Source organism: Stieleria marina, from assembly GCA_007741555.1.
Taxonomy (GTDB): domain Bacteria; phylum Planctomycetota; class Planctomycetia; order Pirellulales; family Pirellulaceae; genus K23-9.
The window spans coordinates 3189809-3211503 of sequence record CP036526.1 but is presented as its reverse complement, the minus strand read 5'-3'; the positions used below and the strand labels follow the sequence as shown (position 1 = coordinate 3211503).

Below are 21695 nucleotides of genomic sequence, written 5' to 3'. Positions count from 1 at the left end.
GCCAGAGTGGCAGGGCGTGGTACTTAGAGCCTGAGATTCAAGGCCCTGTCTTCAAGGCCCTGTCTTCAAGGCCCTGGTTTCAAGGCCGCTCGATGTTCAATGCGGTAGCGTCTTTGGGTAGCGCACGCTCCCAAGCTCCGTAGACCGGATTTGGGATTAGGATCCATCGTGATCCCAAGACAGCAGTTTTCGTCCGCGCGACATCGTTTCTTTGCTGTGTGTCGCGAACTTCGACCTCCGTACACATGTCGCTCAGGTTGTCGCCAACCAACAGCACGATGCGATAGTCCTTGGCAACCGCAGCGCGGCGAGTTGTTTTGCGCCCATCACGATTGTCCTTGGAATTTTGCGTCATCAAAGTGTGTTCGGTAACAGGAAACCCCCATCGCTGCAGATTTTCCAACGTCGCCGGCTTCACTTCATCACGACGGTTAGTGATGTAGAAAACTTCGACGCCCAACCGCTTGGCCGCTCGCACAAATTCCAGCGAACCTGGGATCACGCCGGCTTTGGATTCGTTGCACCAAGCGTTCCATGTGCTCATCGCATACGGCTTGCCGGACAAAATATTGCGAGCATTGAATGCACTGTTGTCCAGCACCGTTTCGTCGACGTCCAAAATCACGGCCGGCGGCTTCGCCTGAAATCCACCGTCGACGATCTGAACTTCGTCGGCCGTCCAACGCACATCGAGGAGCCCCTGGCGAAGCTGGAGCAGCGCTAACTGGTACGCCTGCTCGCACGCCAACCGAAACTCAGCCGCGTTTTGCACATACGCGACGCTGTTAAAACGAGCGTCTTGGGTCACATCAATGACGGAGGGTGCTTGGACGACACCCGCTGCGGCCAATCCCTGCTCCTGCGCGGGTGTTGGACGAGCGACCCAAGTGACGTGAAACATTAAAAACAAAAGCAGCCAAAGTTGTTTTTTCATATCAATGCCTGGTTTGAAGCAGAGGAATCGGAGGCGTTGGACGTAGTTGCAGCGACGCGACTTGTAGATTTCGAAACGGCGGCAAAACACGGGCTTCCGACGCGAATAACCGGCGAATCACGGATTTCATGGCCGTAAAACGTTGTCCGCCCGCGGACCGCTGGTCACCTGCACCAGGCCTCCGGACTCGCGGAACTTTTGACCGTAACACGATAATTCTGGCTCAAAATCCGCGAAACCCGTTTGGTCGTAGTTACCTTTTGCGGCCGTATTTATAGAATTTCGATAACCTTCCGGCATCGGAATGATCGATACAACCGTTAAACCCAACCAAACGAACCGCCGAAGCCAGCTGTGCGTCTATCGCACAGTTCTTCTGTGGCACCCTCAATATCGCTGCTTTCCATGACGGCTACTCCCAAGACTTCCAAAGACGTTCAATCCGTTACCGGCATCACAGTTCGGCTCGCAGGTGACTCCGGAGACGGAATGCAGCTGCTAGGAACTCAATTGACGAATACCAGCGCGCTTGCTGGCAACGACGTCGCGACCTTCCCGGACTTTCCAGCTGAAATTCGAGCCCCCCGCGGTACACGCGCCGGCGTCTCGGGTTTTCAAGTTCAATTCGCCAGCGAAGAGATTTTCACGCCGGGCGACCAGTTGGACGCCTTGGTCGTAATGAATCCAGCCGCGATGGTGACCAACCTCAGTGATCTTCGCAAAGGCGGAATCCTGATCGCCAACGAAGACGGATTCATCGAAAAAGAATTCAAGCTCGCCAAGGTCGAAGCCAATCCGCTGGACGCTTCGGTGATCGAAGAAACTTACCGAGTTTTCAAAGTCCCGATGACCGAACTGACTCGTTTGGCGGTTGCCGAACATGGGCTCAGTCAAAAAATTGCCGACCGCTGCAAAAACTTTTTTGCGATGGGTTTGGTCTACTGGCTATTTGGGCGATCGCTAGATCCGACGTTGCGATTCATCGAAAACAAATTCGGCGGCAAACCCGATGTCGCCTCTGCCAACGAAGCCGCGTTGCGAGCCGGTTGGGCGTACGGTGAAACCACCGAAGCGTTTGGCGAAAGCTACCAAGTCGAAGCCGCGGAGCTTTCCAAAGGCACATACCGCAACATCATGGGCAACCAAGCGTTGGCTTGGGGTCTGATTGCGGCGGCCGAATTGAGCGACAAGGATTTGTTTTACGGAACGTATCCGATCACGCCAGCGAGTGACATTCTGCACGAACTGACCAAGTACAAAAACTTTGGCGTGCGAACATTTCAAGCCGAAGACGAAATCGCTGCGGTCTGTTCAACCATTGGTGCCGCATTCGGCGGAACAATGGCTGTCACTGCCAGTAGCGGCCCCGGCATCGCTCTGAAAGGCGAAGCGATGGGACTGGGCATGATTTTGGAATTGCCCATGATCGTGATCAATGTCCAACGCGGCGGCCCCAGTACCGGACTGCCGACCAAAACCGAACAGAGCGATCTGCTGCAAAGCATGTTCGGTCGAAACGGCGAATCGCCGCTGCCCATCGTGGCACCACGGTCACCTGGCGATTGTTTCGCAGCCGCCATCGACGCGTGGCGGATCGCAACCGAATGCATGGTTCCGGTCATTCTGTTGTCCGATGGCTATATCGCCAACGGCAGCGAACCGTGGAAAATCCCGGACGTCAGCCAGATCGAAAAGATCACGATCACGCACCCCGAAGGTGCCGACGGCGACGAACCGTTTATGCCTTACGCTCGCGACGAAAAACTAGCTCGACCTTGGGCGATCCCTGGGACCGAAGGCTTGATGCACCGAGTCGGCGGACTGGAAAAAGAAGACGGCACTGGCAACGTCAGTTACGACCCGGCCAATCACCAGTTGATGACGGACCGACGTGCCGAAAAAGTCGCCATGATCGCCGAGCGAATTCCGGATCAAGAAGTATTCGGCGAAACCAGCGGCGACACACTGGTGGTTTCATGGGGCGGAACGTACGGTTCCTGTCACACCGCCGTCGCACAGTGCCAAGCCGAAGGCATGCGAATCAGTCACGCACACATTCGCTATCTGAACCCATTGCCAAAGAACATCGGCGACCTGCTGCGTTCGTTCAAAACGGTCATCGTGCCCGAGCTGAATATGGGCCAATTGCGGTTGTTGCTTCGTGCCGAATACCTGGTCGACTGCATCGGCGTCAATAAAGTTCAAGGCAAGCCATTTGCAGTGACAGAACTGGTCGCCGCCATCAAAGAACACTCCGTGCCGCAAACCAAGAGCAAAGCCGGCTGATCGCATCCGATCGCCATTGTTGCTCTTACCACTCTCGATTTTTGCTTACTGCCCAACGTTTTTCTATGAACCTTCCTGTCCTCAAAGCCGCTGACTTCGCTTCCGACCAAGACGTTCGCTGGTGCCCCGGTTGCGGCGACTATTCGATTTTGGCTCAGATGAAAAAAGTCTTGCCAGAGTTGGGTGTCCCGCGTGAAAAGATCGTTTTCATCAGCGGCATCGGCTGCAGCAGTCGCTTTCCGTACTACATGAACACCTACGGGATGCACAGCATTCACGGACGTGCGCCAACATTTGCGACGGGGCTCAAATCAACTCGTCCCGACTTGATGGTGTGGGTGATCACCGGTGATGGCGACGCGTTGTCGATTGGTGGCAACCACTTCATTCACGCGCTGCGTCGCAACTTGGACGTGAACATCATTTTGTTCAATAACCGGATCTATGGTTTGACCAAGGGCCAGTACAGCCCGACCAGTAGCGAAGGCCAAGTGACCAAGAGCACGCCGATGGGATCGATCGATCACCCGCTCAATCCGCTATCCGTCGCGCTGGCGGCCGAAGCGACATTTGTTGCACGCAGCATGGATGCAAACGTCAAACACTTGGGCGCGATGCTGAAACGGGCTTCAGAACACAAAGGCACGTCGCTGGTCGAAGTCTATCAAAACTGCAACGTGTTTAATGACGGTGCGATGGCTTACGCACAAGAACGTAAACAGCGCCCCAACAACACCGTCGAACTAGAGCATGGCAAGCCACTGATTTTCGGCGAAAACAAAGACAAAGCCGTTCGACTGGTGGGCAACCACTTGGAAGTCGTCAATACAGCGGACGTTCCCGCCGACGACTTGTTGATTCATGACGAAAAAGACATGAACCCGGCCATTCAAATGATGATGGCTCGTATGCGTTACCCCGAAATGCCAGAACCGATGGGCGTTCTACGAGCCGTCGAGGGAGTCGCCACGTACGACGACCAAATCAACGACCAGGTGACGGAAGCCAAAGAAAAGAAAGGCCCTGGCGATTTGCAGAAGTTGATCAGTGCTGGCGACACGTGGGACGTTGCTTAACGGCATTGCTCTTTTGCGAAAGTTGCCACACTAGCGGCCTTACCGCTCTCTCCTGTCATGGCCTGACGGGACAACTAGATGTTTCTATAAAAAGGACTGAGAACATGCCTCGCGGAAAGACTTACGACAACGCCACGCGCGCCATTGGCGATACACCAATGATCAAAATCAACCGCCTTGTTCCCGATGGCGGCGCGACGGTGTTCGCCAAGTGCGAATTTTTCCAACCGCTTAACAGCGTCAAGGACCGAATCGGCGTTGCGATGATCGAAGCGGGCGAAACGGACGGCAAGATCAATGCCGACACGCACGTCATCGAACCAACCAGCGGCAACACCGGCATCGCACTGGCTTTTGTGTGTGCAGCCAAAGGTTACAAACTCACTTTGACGATGCCCGAATCAATGTCGGTCGAACGTCGCGCATTGCTTCGTGCAATGGGTGCCAATTTGGTACTGACACCAGCAGGCGAAGGCATGAAGGGAGCGATCAATCGCGCTGCCGAATTGGTCGACAGCACCGACAACGCGTTCATGCCACAACAGTTCGAAAACCCAGCGAACCCAGCGATTCACGAAGCGACGACGGGTCCCGAAATCTGGGAAGACAGCGGGCAACAGATTGACGCCATCGTCGCAGGTGTCGGCACCGGTGGCACCATCACCGGCGTCAGTCGTTACCTAAAAAGCAAGAACCCTGACTTCAAAGCATTCGCGGTCGAACCGACTCACTCGGCTGTCATCAGCGGAAGTGGCCCCGGCAAACACCGCATCCAAGGGATCGGTGCCGGCTTTGTGCCCGCTAACTTGGATACATCCATTGTCGACGACGTCGTGTTGGTCGAAGACGAAGACGCCTTCGAATGGGGCCGCAATCTGGCCAAGCAAGAAGGCATCGTCGCTGGCATCAGTAGCGGAGCAAACATGTACGCCGCCGCTCAGATCGCCGCTCGTCCCGAGATGAAAGGCAAGCGCATTGTCACGATCATGTGCAGCCTGGGCGAACGTTATCTCAGCACGCCACTGTTCGGTGACTTGGGTATCTAGCCGCCGCAGCGGATAGCTTTTGTTTATCTGCCTCACTTTTTGGCACAATGACCAATCAGCCAAGCAGCTCTTTGGTCATTGCCCAGCAGTTTCTTTCACTCTCCCACTGGGAGAGTCGGACGCCGCTTTGGCAAAAATGCCATAGCTCGCTAGTCCCTTCATCCAAATTCATCACTCGGGCTGTAGCCGTAGCGTTGAACGCAGGACTTCCGTACGAGCATGCGGCCAAAGCATTTACGGGGTTTGTGATGGTTCATTTGCCATTAGAACAGACCACCTAAATCACTTAAATTATCCAGCCAAACACTCCGCCACAGAGTGGCCAAGCGGCCTAGGAATGTTTGATGTTGCTTCGATTTGGTTTGGGCTTGTGAACGAGGGCAAGATCTGGCTACAAGCCAGATCCAGATTGCCGATCTCACCCCCAACGTCGTAGGGCTAGGAATGCCGTCGCGCAGCACCTTTATCTACAAATTTGTCTTGATCCTGCTGTCGCTCTCCCTGGGCGCATTGCAGATCGGAGCAACGACCTCGTTCGCACAGCAACCGCTTTCCAGCGGCCCTGCCGCAGGCGGCCCACCTCCGCACATTGCGGCGGCCATTGCGCAAGCCAAAGACGCCAATCTGCCGACCGATCCGGCTGCCGTGATCGCTGTCGTTGGCACGTCGCAAATTTTGCTCGGTGACGTGAAAGGCAAAGTCGACGCACGAATCAAAGAAGTTCTCGCAAAGGCCGGCCAGGAAGTTCCCCAAGAGATCCTGCTCACCGCTCGCGTCAATCTAACCCGCGGAATGTTGCAGCAAGCAATTCAAAGCAAACAAATGCGAGAGTCGTTTTTGTTGGAACAGGTCGGCACGCAGGGAGCCGACAAACGACGCGAAGCTGCCGAGATGATGTCTTCACGTGCGCGTCAGATGTTTTACGAAACGGAAGTCAAGCAGCTGAAAGAAAAGTTCGAATGCACGACCCTGGTCGAACTGGACAAGAAATTAAGAACACAAGGTTCGTCGCTGAAAGCACGCGAACGTGATTTTATGGATGCCATGCTGGGCCACATGTACATGCGCAGCAGCGTCGAAAAAGATCCTCACGTCACGCTGTCCGAAATCAACACGCACTACATCACGCACCGCGACGACTATTTTCAACAATCGCGTGCCACGTGGGAACAGTTCACCGTTCTGTTTGCCAACCATGAATCACGTGAAGCCGCGCTTGCAAAATTGAACCAAATGGGCGCCGAAGCCTACTACGGTGGCAACTTGCAAGCGATTGCAAAGCAAAAAAGCGAAGAGCCGTTTGCTGCCGAGGGTGGTTTGCACGGTTGGACCAAGCAAGGCTCACTCGCCTCCAAGGAATTAGACAAACAGATCTTTTCGCTGCCACTGAACAAGATGAGCGAGATCATCGAAGACGAAACAGGATTTCACATTGTTCGTGTGTTGGATCGCGAGGACGCCGGGATCAAACCGCGTGCTCAAGTCCAAGAGTCGATCAAGGAAAAACTGAAGCAGGCCAAGGTTGCGAAATCACAAAAGGCAATGATCGAAGCGATGCGGGACAAAGTTCCGGTCTGGTCGATCTTTCCGGAGGATATCCCCGGCGCTATGCCGCTTAACATGCCGGCGATCCCAACTCTCCCCAACGCAAAGAATTATTAGGCTCGGAAACGATTGGCAAAACCGGTTTCGGTAAACAGCCGGCTCGGCGCACGTCGCTAACCGCTGCAAGATGCCCACCTGCATGATGATGAACAGCACATCGCACCAAACTCAGCAACCTTTCTTCAACCGGCGTATCGCTGCGTTGATCGGGGTCGCCTGCGTTTGTCTGTCCGTTGCTTCGATCGGGTGTGGCCAACTGAAATATCGCTTGGCTGGCAAGCAACCCGAAACATTCATGCCCAATCCCGTTCAATTGCCGCCGGCCAGCGACAAGTTCGTGTGGCAACAAACGGTTGACGCCGTCGACGACTATTTTCGTATCGCCCGCGAACAACCCGTTCAGAACACGGGCGGCATGGTGATGGATGGTCGAATCGAAACGGGCTACCTTGTCGGCGCGACGTTATTGGAACCGTGGCGCCGCGACAGTACGCCTGGATTTGAACGACTGCAAAGCACACTGCAATCGATCCGCCGCAAAGCAACGGTCATCGTGCGACCTCAAGGCGCTGCGTACAGCTTGGAAGTAGTCGTGCAGAAAGAACTGGAAGACACCGATCGCACTCAGTACGCGACCGAAACCACGGCGTCGCGTCGTCATGACGGCACCATGCTGCGAAAAGGGGACGACTACGACGATAGTCCGCAAACGCTCGGCTGGATTCCGCTTGGACGCGATTCCAGCTTGGAGCAAGCGATCATGCGGGACATCTTTGGCCGCATCACGCAGCGGGACACGCCAGGACTATTCAGGTCGCACTAGCCCGTCACGGCACCGATGCAATCGGCACGACAGGCAATCGCATCTTCTTGCTGCTCCGCCGTGACAATCTATTCGCACTACGCAGTTTGTACTGCCGCTAGGTGCCTTATTGCGGCCCCCCGTAACGTTGAACAAAACGGCGGCGGATTGTCAGTCGGCATAATCGTCACGAGTCCGCGAAGATGCCTGCCGCAGTCAGCAAAGATCCTTTGCGCCGTTAACCTCTTCCAACATGGCCGCCGATACCACGGGTGCGACGCCATTGAGCTCTACTTTGGTGATAGCAAACCAATCTGTTCAACGCCTCCCTTCAACCGGCAGATTTATGATTAGCTTTACAACGCGAGCCATCGACTTTGAAACCCTGGTGGCCAATATCGAACTTCGTCTTTGCGAAATCGGTCACCTGGTACCGAACCAATTTCCGATGACCAAGCGTGAAGTGATTCGAGGAGGCAAGGCATGTGGTTTGTATTTCTGTGTTCACGGCCCGCGAAGTGTAAAGCTGACTGCGATCTGTGACTTCGTCAAAAACACGGTCATCTATTACGGCAGCGACGGCATTCGCAAAGAAAGCGAATCCATCGTTCTGAACCATCTAAGAAACCAGCTCGCGGCGTAGTAACGCCCCGCTACAGACTGGTAAGGCGCCGGACAAAACGCAGCGATTCAGCTGAACGGGAGCATTCAATCCCACGCGGCAGACTCACCTTCTTTCGCGTCTCCCTGACGTCGTCCCGATCGCTCAGCTCTTCAGCCTCTCTTCGGCTGAACTCTCTTTCAGATAGCGAGGTTTTAGCGCCATCGGGTCGCAAAACTCTCCCCGCTTTGCCAAACGGATCGCCGACAGGCCGACCCCAATCGCATCCGGGGTCTCCCGGTCTACAAAACGTGTTTGATAAGCTTCGTCAAACACCTTTGCTTCTCCACCAAAACGCACCTCTGCCCCGGCATCTCTTTGCACGTCGGCCCACTCGGACGCATCATAGACTTGGACGATGCCGTGCCCCTCTTGATGTGCCAAATCCGACAACACCGGGAGCGTGCCGGAGCGGGTGAAGTGGCCTGCAAAAGTTTGTTTTCGAAACGCATTGATGCCCACAATCAGATCTTCGATCGATTGGTTCTGTTGAAACAGATTAGCAGCGATCGCCTGGAGCGAATCCACGGCGACCAGCGGCAACTGTCGGGCGTAACAAAATGTTTTGGCCGTGGTGATTCCGATTCGCAGTCCGGTAAAGGATCCTGGCCCGGACGCGATCGAAACAAAATGCGGAAGTTTTTCACGTTTCGCACACCAAGCCAACTGCTGCGAAAGAGCCGGAGCCAGCGACGCCGCCGTTCGCTGACCATCGGGCAATTGATGAGCCTGGTGAACATATTCGCCTTCCAAAACAGCGATGGACCCGGAATGCCCCGTCGTTTCGATCGCAATCTGGATAGCGTCGTCGATCGATGCCGGTACCGAAGGCGCTGCGAGACTGTCGGGAACGGGCCAGTCGGAAATCGTCATGTCGTAGTCGATCAGTGTGTGAGACGGGTTGGCGGAACTTATTCCGGCTGAGGCAGTTTTCATGGGGATTGTTGTGGTTTTTCGTTTCCCGCTACAATCCTGTAGGCAAAACGGCCCCCTGACCGATTAGCGTATAAGTGGGCGTGATGCGTTACCCGATTCTGCTCAAGTTAAAAATGTACAAAGATTTAGGATCTGTCCGGTGAAGAGAGCGTTAATCAGCGACATTCACGGAAATCTAGAGGCGCTCGAAGCGGTGCTGGACGATGCTAAATCGCTCTCCGTGACGGAAATATATTGTCTAGGCGACATCATCGGCTATGGGCCAAATCCTTGCGAGTGCCTGGATTTGGTCATGAAAAATGCCGCCGTCACGATCTTGGGCAACCACGACCAAGCGGCTCTGTTTGACCCCGACGGCTTCAACCCGATGGCTCTGCAGGCCATTTACTGGACCCGCGACCGTTTGGACAATGGCCCAGGCTCGCCTGCCCAAGTCAACGCTCGCTGGGACTTTTTGGGTGAACTGCCGCGGTTCAAGGACGATGGTGATTTTAAATTCGTCCACGGTTCCCCACGTGATCCCACCAACGAATACGTTTTCCCCGAATACGTCTTTGACCAACGCAAGATGGAACTGCTGTTTGGCAAAGTCAAACAGTACTGCTTCATGGGGCACACGCACCTGCCAGGCGTCTTTACGACGGACTGCGAATTCATTTCGCCTGACGAGTTCGATTATGTCTATCGGCTGGGCGGTGGCAAAGTCATGGCAAATGTCGGCAGCGTCGGGCAACCCCGCGACGACGATCCGCGACCGTGCTACGCGATTTTGGACACTGATGCCGAAAACGGCCCCACGCTGACTTACCGACGTGTCGACTATGACATCGATACCACGGTCGATAAAATTTACGCCGAGTCAGATTTATCGAATCAATTGGGTGACCGATTGCGGCACGGTCGGTAACTCATTTTTTCATTCAACGGATTTGACGAAGACCACTTGTGACACGCACCGCGATCCTTAGTGACATCCACGGAAACTTGGCCGCCCTGGAAGCCGTCTTGGCAGATGTGGCAAGCCAAAAAATTGATCGCATCGTTTGTCTGGGGGACGTGATCGGTTACGGGCCGCATCCCTGCGCGTGCTTGGACCAAGCCATGGAGTTCGATTTCTGTATCTTAGGAAATCACGACAGCAGTGCGTTGTTCGACCCCGAAGGTTTCAATGTCGCTGCCGAGCAAGCGATCTTTTGGACTCGGCGTCAACTTGAAGCCGGCCAAGGTGGCCCCGAAGCCAGCCGAAAACGACTTTCGTTTTTGTGCCAAATGCCTCGCACTGTTCGCGAAGGAAGCTGCTTGTTCGTGCACGGATCGCCGCGTCAGCCGACCAACGAATATGTCTTTCCAGAAGACACGCAGAACGCCAAGAAAATGGAAAAGCTATTTTCAATGGTGCCGCATCTTTGCTTCCAAGGACACACCCACGTGCCGGGCGTCTTTACCACGGACCTGCGTTTTGTGCGTCCCAGTGATACCGGTGCTGGACTGACCGTCGCGGATACCAATTCGCGAATGATGATCAATGTCGGCAGTGTCGGGCAGCCTCGCGACGGTGATCCACGCAGCTGCTACGTCATCTACGACGGCGAAGCAATTGTCTTTCGCCGCGTCGAATACGATATCGAAAGAACCGTTGCCGAGATCGAAGCCGAACCGGACTTGGACGACTTCCTGGGCCACCGTCTTCGCGACGGACGTTGATTGACTGCCCGATCGATTGCTAGCTTATTTTGCAATGCTCTTTGTTTCACTAAACACTCTATCTTTCCTGCTTGAGACAAAATCCTCAAAAGACGACGCGCGAATTGCATTTGAACGGGAGTTGGTGTGCAACTGTTCCGATAAATCATTCAATTCGTTTCCATTGAACTCATTTGTTTAAGCGTTAGAAGTTCCGTTCAGCTACGCCCTAATCGTAGTGGCACGTTACGGAACATCGTCTTTCGAAAAAGAAGGCCATGCCATGTTTCAGCTGTCGTCCCTATTGGCCTATTCGGATCTCGGATTGCTTTTGGCAGTCATTGGCGTCTACGTCTTCTTTGCCGCACTCTGGTTGGTCTATGTCACCACCGAACGGTCCGCCAAAGGAACAATCGAAACGGAAAAGCGAATCGAGCGCCTTCGTCACGAAACGATTCAAGAAATCGCCAACGCTCGAGCCCTTCAGCATCAGTCGGCTGCGACCGTGGCTCCGCACATGGCCGGAGAAGCGATCGCTGACGTATCAAACCAACTTCGCAGCGAAGTGACGACGGTACGCGATATCGCCATGATGAACGCCAACAAACTGGCCGAACTAGCAGCCGCCAACGCCGCCTTGATGGAAAAGATCGAAGCTCACACGTCGTTGCTGGACGCCCACGTGGAAGAATTTCACGTCGAAGAAACTCTGGACGACAATGTCGTTGAAAGTTTTGAAGTCGACACGGAATCAATGATCGATGAACCGGAACCAGCGGCACCGGTGTTCAAACTGTTTTCGCCGTCCGACGAAAGCGAACTGGAAGAGATCTCGGTCAACGACGATCTATCGGCACATGACCCAGAACTTGGATTGGTCTATTACCAGCGCCCGGAAACTCCTGACGATCTGACGCGTATCTGGGGCGTTGGTGCGACAAACCAAGATCTCCTGAACGAAAACGGTGTGTTCTTTTTTCATCAGGTCGCTGCGTGGACCGAATCCCACATCGCAAAGTTCAACGACATTCTCTGTTTCCGCGGTCGGATCGAACGCGAAGACTGGGTCGGGCAAGCCAAGCGACTCTCTACCAGCGGAACCAGCACGCATCGCGACGCCGCGTGATTCTCGGTTGCCAAGACGAAGCTGCAACACACAACACAATGAACCAAAAAAAACGCTCCCTTTACCGGGAGCGTTTTGCGTTGATGCTTAATAGCGTCTCACAATCTGAGCAGGATCCGACAGGAAACTCGTCCTGGCAACGTCTACTCGGATGGTGGTCGACTCGGGCGATCTCCGCCACGCTCTCCCCCGCGTTCTCCGCCACCACCTCGACGTCCGCCCGGTCCTTCGCCGCGTCCTTCTCCTCCACGTCCGCCGCCGCGACCTCCGCCGAATCCACCCCCGCCTGGGCCGCCACCACGCTCCATCCGCTGCTTGGCCATCGCGATCAACTCTTCTTTGTCCGCGGCGCCGTCACCGTTTTTGTCGGCTGCCGTCAGCATCCCTTGCATGCGTTCGGACAACTCATCCTTAGTCAACTTGCCGTCCTCGTTTTTGTCAAACTCTAGCAATCGGTTGACCATCTCCATCGGATCGCCGCCACCGCCACGCCCCGAACGATCCCCGACGCGTGAAAAATCCGGACGCATCTCTTCTTCGGTCAAGTCGCCATCGCCATTCTTGTCCAAAGCTTGCAGAGCAGCCGTCGCGTTTGCGATTTCCGACTTCGAAATCTTGCCGTCTTGATCGGCGTCTAACGCAGCCAGTACAGGCATCGAACGCATCATCATTTCGGGGCTGGGCGGACCGCCACCATTGCCGCCTGGTCCTCCACGTCCACCGCCACCACGTTGCCCGCCAAACCCACCGCGTTCACCACCTGCGCCGCGTTCACCGCCAGGACCACGCTCACCACCGGGCCCACGCTCACCACCGGGCCCACGCTCACCACCGGGCCCGCGTTCACCGTCGGGACGTGGTCCGCCACCGGGTGGCTGAGCCACTGCCGAACTGGCGGCCATGGCTGCCATCATAGCTACGGCCAAAAAACACTTCTGTACTACGCTCATCAAATAGACTCCGAAGACAAGGTGAATCGTTGATTCGAAACAGCAACGATCAATGAAACTACTGGCAAAACCGCCTCCCAAGTAAACGGGCGACGCCGCGATGCTTTGAATCGCGTTTGCATCACATATTGAACACGATTCGCCGGACGCAGTTTCGCATCAAGCCTCGAAAACGGTCGCTGAAGCTGAAGTTTGTTTTCTGACTTTTTGGTGATTCTTCCCGTGGATTATCGCAATCCATTACGTCCTATCGATCTAGCACCGCTCAGACGTGCTGATTTGATCGGGCAGCGTAGCGCGAGTAAACCAAGACGAGACGATCACGCGGACCGCCCCAATAGAATCCAGCGTGGACTACCAATAGGCCCACCCTGACTGAGAACAGGCTATTTCTGCTTCGCTCAGAAACTGACACCGTTGTATTGCATATTGAAAAGCAAAACGATGTAAACCCAAACGGAGATCCCAACGGCTGTCGACAGCCCCGCATACAAGAAACGAGTGCGTATCAACGTGTAGGCCGAGATCAGAAATGCGATTGAAGCCACCGCACAACAAATCAAAACGATCAGCGCAAACCGGTCGACTCCCGGCCGCGCATCAAAACAGGAGCTCAGCAACATGATCGCGACAAAGAAGACGGCACCAAGCGAAACAATGACCAGCAACCGAATCAACGAACCAGTCAAGTCAGCCGCCTTGTTGTTTGATTCCTGGCTCGCAGAGTGTTGCATCGATAGTGTTCCGTGAATTAAGAGCACCCCAAATTGAATGACATCTGCGACGTGAAACCAAATCGAGTTACCCAGCCAGGCAACAATTCATCACTCAGGCCCTCGGCTCCATCAAATTGACTTCGGCGGAGTGCACCAAACTGAGTGACGACCATTCCTATTGGCAACCAATCAGCCCACACTCGACACGTCCCACTCTAGTGACTCAGTTCACTAAGCCGAAAAGTAGACGCCTTCATGACAGCACCATCCTGATTGATGGCCGTGAACGTCACGGTTGGATCGGAATTGGAAAAATTGAACCCCAGCTCTCCCCAGAAATTCCCCTCATTGAGCGACCACTCGGCTTCCTTGCGGACATCATGCGAGTGCATGTTAGTGACCTTGGCCGATAAGAATTCGTACAGTGGGTAACCGTTTGGACGCTCTGTTTTCCAAAGCTCGGTGCGATGTCGATCACCTGAGATCAACACGACGCCGTCGATCTTTTCGTCATTGATCAGTCCGAAAATTTCATTGCGTTCGTCTCTAAAACGCTTTCCCGCCCAAGAATCTTTTCCGCCTTTGTCCGCCAAGTCGTGCCACATGGTACCGGAACACAGCACCTTAAATTTCGCAGTCGATTGCTTCAATGATTGCAGCAACCATTGCTTTTGCTCCCTGCCAAGCATTGTGTTGGTCGTGTCCTTTTTGTTCTTGCTGTCGGTGCGATAGAACCGCCCATCCAACATAAAAAACTCGACATCGCCCATCACAAAATTGTGCCAAGTGCCTGGCGTCTTTGGGTCATGGCTATAGAACGGATTGTTCCAGTTCTGCTGAAAAACATTTAGGTTTGGCAGCTTCCATGGTTGGTCTAAACCGGGGCCGCCAGCACAGTCATTGATGCCCATGTCATGGTCGTCCCACACCGCATAGATCGCGGTCTGAGCAATGAACTGCCGGTACTCCTTGCGAAGCATCCTGCGGTAATAGTGCAGCCGCTGGACATCACGACGATCGGTTGCATCGATGTAAACATTGTCTCCGAGCCCGAGGTAAGCCAACGGCTCCGACGCAGCCATCACGCTCCATATGCCTTCCTTTGGCGGCACGTACCTAGCCCCAGAACCAAACGCGACGGCATATTTCTGGTGCATCCCCGGCGATGGATACGTTCGGAATCGAAATGACGGATCAGTCAATTCGTCGCCATCGAGCAGGATCTTGTAAGTGTACTGCATAAAAGGTTTCAGCCCCTCGACCATGGCGATCCCTGTGAAATCACTTTGCTCTGTTGTCGCTACTAGCTCGGAAAGCTGATCACCAACGACAACTTGAAACGACGCTGCGCCCGCAGTGCGCACCCAAATCCGCACTGACGTCGGTGTCACGGCTCCCAGCATCGGACCGTTGAACAATTTCAATTCGTGTTTGGCGACCAGCTTTTTGAACGCAGGTTCCTTAACCAAATCAACCAAGCTGCCTTCGGAACCGAATCGCCCGGGAAGAATCTTTACCGCACTCCCGCGCATTGCTTTGATCAGGTAAGGATCCAGGTCCAGCATCACGGGATCGGTTTCGCCATCGGTCAACGGCGGTTTTGCCACCAACGTCACCGCAAACATGCTGACCAACAAACACAATCCATATCGCATCATCATCGTCCCTTTCTCGTCGAACTAGAAATTCTCAATCGCGCGGCGGCAATCAATGTGTCGTCAGGACATTGCCAAACCAATGCTTCGGGTTCGCGCCTCGGTGGTCAGTTGCCTTCGGCTCTTGCGTAGCTCATTTCAAAGACCTTCACCGCTCCAGCCTCGGTATGCACGTGCATCTTAAATACGTGCGTGCCGTCGTCCGAGTACACCGTTTTCAAAACATGTTTGGCCGGCTTTCCATCCATCCCGGGTGCCATTCCTTCGTAGGTCATCGTCTTTTTGTCTGCATTGTAGGTGCCCACAATCTCCATTTTCGATGCACTCATCGAATCGACCCAAGTGCCAACATATCGATTTTTGGCAGCGTCATAGCTGTACATCCCGTGCCCTTGAAAGTCGGCCCCCATCATGCTGCCTTGAAAATCCGCCAGCAACCAAAAGCCACCTAGCATACGATTGGTCTCTTTTCCCTTGCTGATGGTCGGCTGACCGGGCCCTGCCCAAGTCTTGATCGTGACATCCCAAACTCCAACGTCTGCTTTTAACACATCAAACTCCGGCCCTGGTTTGGGAATCGGCGTGTTCTGAGCATTGGATTCACTGACAAGGCACGACACCAGTGCCGCTGCGATCACGATCGATTTGAGGAATTTCATTTCTTTTACCGTTGGGATAGGTCTAGGATTATGACACTGATCCAGAGCACTGGGTGAGTGTCGCCAAAAATTGCTAATTCAAAAAACTTTGTTGGCGCAGAACGTTGCAAATTTCTGACGCCGCGACTGCCTACGCACAGATCAAACCTCAGCCTGATTTAAACGCCGAACAACCGATTCCAACTTGCACCTTTTACGACTTGGACTGGTGTCCTATTCAGCGAGCCATTCTTGAAACTCGGATGACGCTGCGAACCGCTCAAAGCCTTCGGCTTGACGCAAATCGGTAAACTCGTATCCAAAGTCATCACGTAGAGAACGCAGTCGTGCCAGCGTTTCAGCGTGTTCATCGGCCGCCAAAGCAACAGCAAGACGGTAATCGTGAATGTTGGCATCCTTGCTGTCGCTAACGTCAACGTCCTTGACGATTTCCTTTGCCATTTCGACTTCATCCATCGCGGCAAAGTTGGCTGCAATCATCATGTCCAGCAATTCGTCGCCACCGGTCCACCCGGTCAACGCTTTGTGAGCCTTGGCCAACAACTCAGGATTCTTGCCCATCACTGCGGCGTCAATCGAAATCAGCCCGACCGACGCGTCTTCGGGAAACTGGCGGATGTATTCATTGACGGCCGTTGAATAGGCCGCTTCGTCTTCCACGTCGGTTGCCATGATTCGATACAACATCGGAATCTTTTGCTTCTTCAAATCGGGCGTTAGCAAACCGTACAAGCGAAGAGCTTCGGCTTTGTTCCCCGCCTGAACCGCTCGGCTGATGGCCATTTGGTTTTCCAAACGCTTCAGTTCGTTAGCCGACTGGCCACTAATTCGGTCGACAATCGACCGCTGGCTCTGTAATGCCGTCCCGACCAATCCTCGAAGTGTATCCGAAAACGCTTCGCCTGATGCCGCGATAAACAGCTCATCGCCTACGATCCGCGTGCCGTCACGCCGCAGGTGAAGATCGTGGTAGTTCATCGCACCTTGATCATCAATCAGCCGATGCACGACATGAGGCTCTCCGTTGCGACGAACCACGCCTACCAGTTCGTAGGTGCCTGTTCCCTGAGTCACCTTTGCGATCTGCCTGACTAACTGCCCCAGTGCAGGCGTTGCTCCCCTTTTAAACCCACTGCGAAACTTTGGGTCGTCCGTCAGCCCATCCATCGAACGATCAAGAATGCCGTCCCAGTCGATCAACTGACTGGCGGTCGGCACATCACCCTCGCTAAGCGACTTGGCCCACTGCAACCCAAACGCACCTGACTCTTCATCCGTAATATCAGATTGCGACGCCGCCGGGACAGACGCGTCTTCCTTGTCGGCTTGTGCAAGCACCGATTTCTTAGGAAGCGGAGTGGCCGAATTGTCGCAGCCGAGGGCCACCACAAAACTGAGAAACAAAAGACTTGAACAACACTTGTAGCAACGCGCCATCACAGTATCACTTCCTGTTGAAATTAAAATCAAGGAAGCTTGCCGCAACGTTCGACACCAAGCCCCAGAATAGAAGGCCATGAGTCTAACGGTGACTACGACAAGTTGCAAAACGACAGATCGTCGTCGCACAAGAAACGTTGCTCAAAAAAACTAGCGGATCAGCATCCTTATTTCAAAGCGGCAATCAGCGTATCCAGTTCACTCTTCAACTTTGGCAGAATTTCGTCGTAGCCAAATGCTCCCAACGCCTCGGTGCCTCGTTTAAGATTAACCTTCGCGGGGCCGCACCAAAGTCCTAGGTCAGCATCATCGGTTTCACCGGGGCCATTCACTCGGCAACCCATGACCGCAATGGTGATGTCATAATCCTTGGCGAACGCCGTCATTTCTTTGACGCTTGCGGCCAAATCGATAAACGCTTCGTTCTCGACGCGCGAACAGCTGGGGCAACTAATGATGTTCAGCGCCTTTTCGTTTAACCGCACCACGGTTCGAACGCGTCCCGCACGGATGTCATCAATGATTTCCAATCCGGCCGCGATTTCTTCGGGCTTGCGCGGATTCGGTAACGTCAACGAGACGCGAACCGTGTCACCAATTCCTTTGCCGATCAATTGCTCAAACGCCATCCGCGTTTTGATGATTCCATCAGGCGGCATGCCGGCTTCGGTGACACCCAAATGAAGCGGAACATCGGGGCGTTCGGCTGCGAATCGTTGATTGACCTGAACCACTTTCTGCGGATCGCTGTCTTTGAGCGACACCACGTAGCGATGAAATCCGAGCGAGTCCACGAACTCGCAGTGCTCCAAAGCACTTTCAATCATCGGCGTGATCGAATCCGACGGATCGTATTTCTCTTTCTTGGCCGGATCAACGCTGCCGCAGTTCACTCCGATGCGAATCGCACAATCGTTCTCTGCAGCCTGATCAATAATGAACCGTACTTTGTCCTGCCAAGGTTTGTCACGTTGGTGGTGATAAAGGTGACCAGGGTTGTAGCGAATCTTGTTGACCGATTTTGCTACTGATTTGGCCAATCGAAAATTCTCTTGCAAATCGACCGCTAAGTTCGCATCGGTTTGCTGACGAATTTCCGCCAATGCAGCGGCATCCTTGTCACTGTCCACCGCGATCCGGACTACCCCCGCACCTGCGGCAACCAAAGCGTTTGCCTGAACAACGGTTGCCTCCACATTCTGGGTCTTGGTGGCTGTCATGCTCTGAACCGCAATCGGATTTCCATCGCCGACAATGATGTTTCCGATCGCTACGGCGCGGGTCGGATTTCGCTGGATCGTCATAATGAATCAGATGAGTTGGAAAATCGAACGGCTCTCAAGAGAGAACCGTGTTGGAATAGTTTACGCAACCGGCAGTCAATTGGATCACTCGGCTAGTAACGCAGCGGCGATTTGCGCTACGAAAGGCGTGATATCGCGTTGAGTACGACGTAGCTGAAATGCCTTGGACCGCGACAAACCGTGTTCTTCGATGTGATCCATGTCCTTCGAGAGCTGATCCCAGCCTTCGAGCAAATGCTCGGCTTCGCGTTGCAGCCGACTCAGGTAGCGAGGATCGCTCAGGCGTCCGGGCTTGCTGATCTCTTCATGCAATTCACGTGCGTGCGTGTAAAATTCGCGAGCAGCCGATGTCACCGAATTGCGAAACGAACTAGGCGTTAGATCGCGCGAGTACTTTCTCAGTTCGCTGTTGATAAATTCGGACGTTCCTTCCAACGCAGCAGCCGCTTGAATCAATTGCGAAGCAGAGATCGAAGACGATTCACTACCAGCCACTCCCAACGCTACGCGAAGCTCTCCGCAGGCACGCTCGATGTCGCCCAACAAACCGCGGTTGACCGTCCGGATTTTGGGATAGTCCGATTGCACGGAAAGCCAAGTGTTGTCCAGGCTAGCGAACAAAGACTGCAACTGCCCGACGTCTGCCTTTGCGTTGGCCGCTTTTTCCAATGCCACTGCTTGCTGGTACAGATCGCGTGTGGCATTCAGAACTCGCGACTGATCGCCGCTGGGTAACGCCGCGATCGACAGCAACGTAATCTGTTGGCTCAAGCGTTCGATCGATGTGTCAATCCGATGCGCGATTTCGGCGACGTCGCGAAACGCTGCCGGGGGTGACATCCACAAAATGGCATACGTTTGATCGCCGCATTCACTGATGCGTGCCAGACGTCGATCCAAGTGAGGGTTTCCCAGACCGTAGATTTGCTGTGCAAACGCGCCCCAGTGTTGAACAAAATCAGAAAACGAGGCGGCCATTTCATCGTAGCTGGCGTCTTCGACGTGATCCGCTGCACGCAGGATTCGTTGACGGAGCAAGCGACAATCGTGCGTCAGTTTGCGCGCGGCACCTGGATCGATGCCGGCAATTTCTAAATCATCGACAATCGATTGCATGTAGGTCGACGCAATCACCATCTGATCGTGCAAGGCGTGCCGATCAAACTGAGGCTGGATCTGCAGCTGCTTGCACATTGCCGCACAGGTTTCGTCGCACTGCTGGACCGACGAAAGCACTTCGGGGCTTATTCCATTGATCGAACGAAGAGCAAACGACACTTGGCGCCAACGCGCGTCGAGCTCCGCATACGGATTGATAATTGGGCTGAGCGAAGAGATCCCGTTGCATCGCTGCAGAAGAGCACGCGAATCAGCAGCGATCTGGTAAGCCTGTGGCAACAGGCTGCGAACTTCGGGATGTTTTCTAGCTGCGCTGCGCAGCTGCGAAATCAACGGATCCATGTTTCGATTGAACGCCACCAACCGCTGGGCATACTGAGAGGCTTCGCGACTGCGAACATTGATCGATGAAGTCGGCGCGACAGTACCGTTGGGACGCAGTTTTGGTTTGGGCCGCGAATCTAGCTTTGAATCAGGGCGTCCACCAAATCCAGACGGCAACTTGACTTGGTAGGGATCGTTGGACGGTTTGATTGTGTTTTGGCCGGGCGGACGAAGCGCCGGCGGACGCTTTTGCGACTCGGTCCGCTTCAACTTTTCCTTTTCTAACTGCTGCTCAGCGAGCGTTCGAAAGAGCCCTTCGATCAACCGTCCGTTCTGGGCTTTCGCCACTTCAGGGGCAAAAACAAAAACGGCTGTAAAAAGCATTACAGCCAGAATGCGGGCGGCGTTGGGCATGACAAGACCTTGCAATCGAAGAGCAAAAAGGGAAGCCTTCAAAATAGCTTTGTCCGGCGCCCTGTTCCAGCGTGCCGGATACGCTTTCGACTCGCAGCTGCCGATTTGGTCCGACAAAGTCTCGGTTATTGCTTTCTGTTGCTGCTTCTTATCTGCACCTGCGGTTTGCTGCTCTTGCAAAAACCACTGCCGTCGCGTTTAGCCCGGCGACAAACGCGTTTGCCTGCGAACTCTGTGGTTTCAGGATTTACGTGGTTTCAGGATTTACGTCAACCAACTCAGTTGAACCCAACTTCCAAGGCTCTCTGGACTTGCTTTGCAGGGAAGGCGGAATTTCGATGTGGATTGGACGCTCGTTTTGCCGCTGATAGTCGTTGAAACCAGACGCGATGGTCGGTGACAACAAACCAGATTGATGCTCGGTTTGATTGCTAACTTGAACGACTGCCAAAGGGACTGCAGCAGGAGTCGGGATCGATGCCGAGACTTGCTCCGTCACCGGAGCCGGATTGACAATGGGCTGCGGGATGACAACCGACTGCCCAGCATGGCCTGGGGCTGGGGACTGCACGACTACGTGCTGAACAGCCGAAGCCGATTCTTTCACAGCCAAAGGCTGGGGCGACGCATGCCGACTGTCGACAATTGACAGTGCTGCGGTGGGCCGCTGGCTACCGGACACGACAAAAGGCCGCTTCGCTCGATTGAGCGTTGGTTGGTGGGCACACCCGCCAACGATTACGATCGCAACGAGAGCTAGGATAGATTGGGTGGGTGCATTTCGCATCGCAGATACTCCGCCATTGATGCCTGGAACGTTTGTTTCCTTCGTTAGTATGGTTCGGGTTTTTCCAGGTCAGAACTGAAAAGCGTTGTGTCGATTGTATCGCTAGTATTGAATCGACGAGCGCAGGATGCACACATTCGGTGCTCTCCTGAAAAGAGGTCAAACCGTTGCA

Annotated in this window: 19 protein-coding genes; 9 read left to right on the top strand and 10 right to left on the bottom strand. The window is 54.2% G+C overall.

From position 1 onward, the window contains the following. Window positions 1-79: 79 nt before the first annotated feature. Window positions 80-934, bottom strand: a complete 855-nt coding sequence (locus tag K239x_RS11185; RefSeq protein WP_145417947.1) for a 5'-nucleotidase, lipoprotein e(P4) family — start codon at window positions 932-934, stop codon at window positions 80-82. Window positions 935-1339: 405 nt separating this feature from the next. Between K239x_RS11185 and K239x_RS11180 the strand changes: the two genes are divergently transcribed. From K239x_RS11180 to K239x_RS11155, 6 genes are all read left to right on the top strand, one after another. Then, on the top strand, window positions 1340-3220 hold the full coding sequence (locus K239x_RS11180) for a 2-oxoacid:acceptor oxidoreductase subunit alpha (RefSeq protein ID WP_145417945.1): 1881 nt from the start codon (window positions 1340-1342) through the stop codon (window positions 3218-3220). A 65-nt stretch (window positions 3221-3285) separates the two neighbouring features. Further along, complete coding sequence (locus K239x_RS11175) at window positions 3286-4296, top strand: 2-oxoacid:ferredoxin oxidoreductase subunit beta (RefSeq protein WP_145417943.1); 1011 nt, start codon at window positions 3286-3288, stop codon at window positions 4294-4296. 104 nt (window positions 4297-4400) lie between these two features. Next, window positions 4401-5342 (top strand): cysteine synthase A, encoded by a 942-nt coding sequence (cysK, locus tag K239x_RS11170; RefSeq protein ID WP_145417941.1) that lies wholly within the window; start codon window positions 4401-4403, stop codon window positions 5340-5342. A gap of 444 nt (window positions 5343-5786) precedes the next feature. After that, a complete protein-coding gene (locus K239x_RS11165) occupies window positions 5787-7004 on the top strand; it encodes a peptidylprolyl isomerase (protein ID WP_419189934.1) in 1218 nt (405 codons plus the stop codon). 82 nt (window positions 7005-7086) lie between these two features. After that, window positions 7087-7770, top strand: coding sequence for a hypothetical protein (locus tag K239x_RS11160; protein WP_419189933.1), 684 nt, complete (start codon window positions 7087-7089; stop codon window positions 7768-7770). Window positions 7771-8095: 325 nt separating this feature from the next. Beyond that, window positions 8096-8392, top strand: a complete 297-nt coding sequence (locus K239x_RS11155; RefSeq protein ID WP_145417939.1) for a hypothetical protein — start codon at window positions 8096-8098, stop codon at window positions 8390-8392. Window positions 8393-8515: 123 nt separating this feature from the next. Here the strand turns inward: K239x_RS11155 and tsaB are convergent, their stop codons facing one another. Next, window positions 8516-9346 carry a tRNA (adenosine(37)-N6)-threonylcarbamoyltransferase complex dimerization subunit type 1 TsaB gene (gene tsaB / locus K239x_RS11150; protein ID WP_145417937.1) on the bottom strand — a complete coding sequence of 277 codons (831 nt, stop codon included), beginning with the start codon at window positions 9344-9346 and terminating at the stop codon, window positions 8516-8518. A 139-nt stretch (window positions 9347-9485) separates the two neighbouring features. Between tsaB and K239x_RS11145 the strand changes: the two genes are divergently transcribed. From K239x_RS11145 to K239x_RS11135, 3 genes are all read left to right on the top strand, one after another. Further along, the gene (locus K239x_RS11145; RefSeq protein WP_145417935.1) at window positions 9486-10253 is read left to right on the top strand and encodes a metallophosphoesterase family protein; all 768 of its coding nucleotides are present in this window, start codon (window positions 9486-9488) and stop codon (window positions 10251-10253) included. A gap of 38 nt (window positions 10254-10291) precedes the next feature. Beyond that, window positions 10292-11050: a metallophosphoesterase family protein gene (locus K239x_RS11140; RefSeq protein WP_145417933.1), complete on the top strand. Its 759-nt coding sequence runs from the start codon at window positions 10292-10294 to the stop codon at window positions 11048-11050. A 262-nt stretch (window positions 11051-11312) separates the two neighbouring features. Then, entirely contained in the window at window positions 11313-12155 is an 843-nt protein-coding gene (locus K239x_RS11135) for a hypothetical protein (RefSeq protein ID WP_145417930.1), read from the top strand. A gap of 143 nt (window positions 12156-12298) precedes the next feature. Here K239x_RS11135 and K239x_RS11130 read toward each other — a convergent pair whose 3' ends face one another. The 8 genes from K239x_RS11130 to K239x_RS11095 form a co-directional block, all read right to left on the bottom strand. After that, window positions 12299-13105, bottom strand: coding sequence for an EF-hand domain-containing protein (locus K239x_RS11130; RefSeq protein WP_145417928.1), 807 nt, complete (start codon window positions 13103-13105; stop codon window positions 12299-12301). A gap of 401 nt (window positions 13106-13506) precedes the next feature. Next, the gene (locus tag K239x_RS11125; protein WP_145417926.1) at window positions 13507-13839 is read right to left on the bottom strand and encodes a hypothetical protein; all 333 of its coding nucleotides are present in this window, start codon (window positions 13837-13839) and stop codon (window positions 13507-13509) included. A 197-nt stretch (window positions 13840-14036) separates the two neighbouring features. Beyond that, the gene (locus K239x_RS11120; protein WP_145417924.1) at window positions 14037-15482 is read right to left on the bottom strand and encodes an alkaline phosphatase D family protein; all 1446 of its coding nucleotides are present in this window, start codon (window positions 15480-15482) and stop codon (window positions 14037-14039) included. A 101-nt stretch (window positions 15483-15583) separates the two neighbouring features. Further along, on the bottom strand, window positions 15584-16135 hold the full coding sequence (locus K239x_RS11115; RefSeq protein WP_145417922.1) for a DUF1579 domain-containing protein: 552 nt from the start codon (window positions 16133-16135) through the stop codon (window positions 15584-15586). Between the two features lie 213 nt (window positions 16136-16348). After that, entirely contained in the window at window positions 16349-17572 is a 1224-nt protein-coding gene (locus K239x_RS11110; protein WP_145417920.1) for a hypothetical protein, read from the bottom strand. Between the two features lie 170 nt (window positions 17573-17742). Then, window positions 17743-18879 carry a (E)-4-hydroxy-3-methylbut-2-enyl-diphosphate synthase gene (ispG, locus tag K239x_RS11105; RefSeq protein WP_145417918.1) on the bottom strand — a complete coding sequence of 379 codons (1137 nt, stop codon included), beginning with the start codon at window positions 18877-18879 and terminating at the stop codon, window positions 17743-17745. 84 nt (window positions 18880-18963) lie between these two features. Further along, window positions 18964-20736 carry a hypothetical protein gene (locus K239x_RS11100; RefSeq protein WP_145417916.1) on the bottom strand — a complete coding sequence of 591 codons (1773 nt, stop codon included), beginning with the start codon at window positions 20734-20736 and terminating at the stop codon, window positions 18964-18966. A 247-nt stretch (window positions 20737-20983) separates the two neighbouring features. Beyond that, the gene (locus K239x_RS11095) at window positions 20984-21523 is read right to left on the bottom strand and encodes a hypothetical protein (RefSeq protein ID WP_145417914.1); all 540 of its coding nucleotides are present in this window, start codon (window positions 21521-21523) and stop codon (window positions 20984-20986) included. Between the last annotated feature and the right edge of the window lie 172 nt (window positions 21524-21695).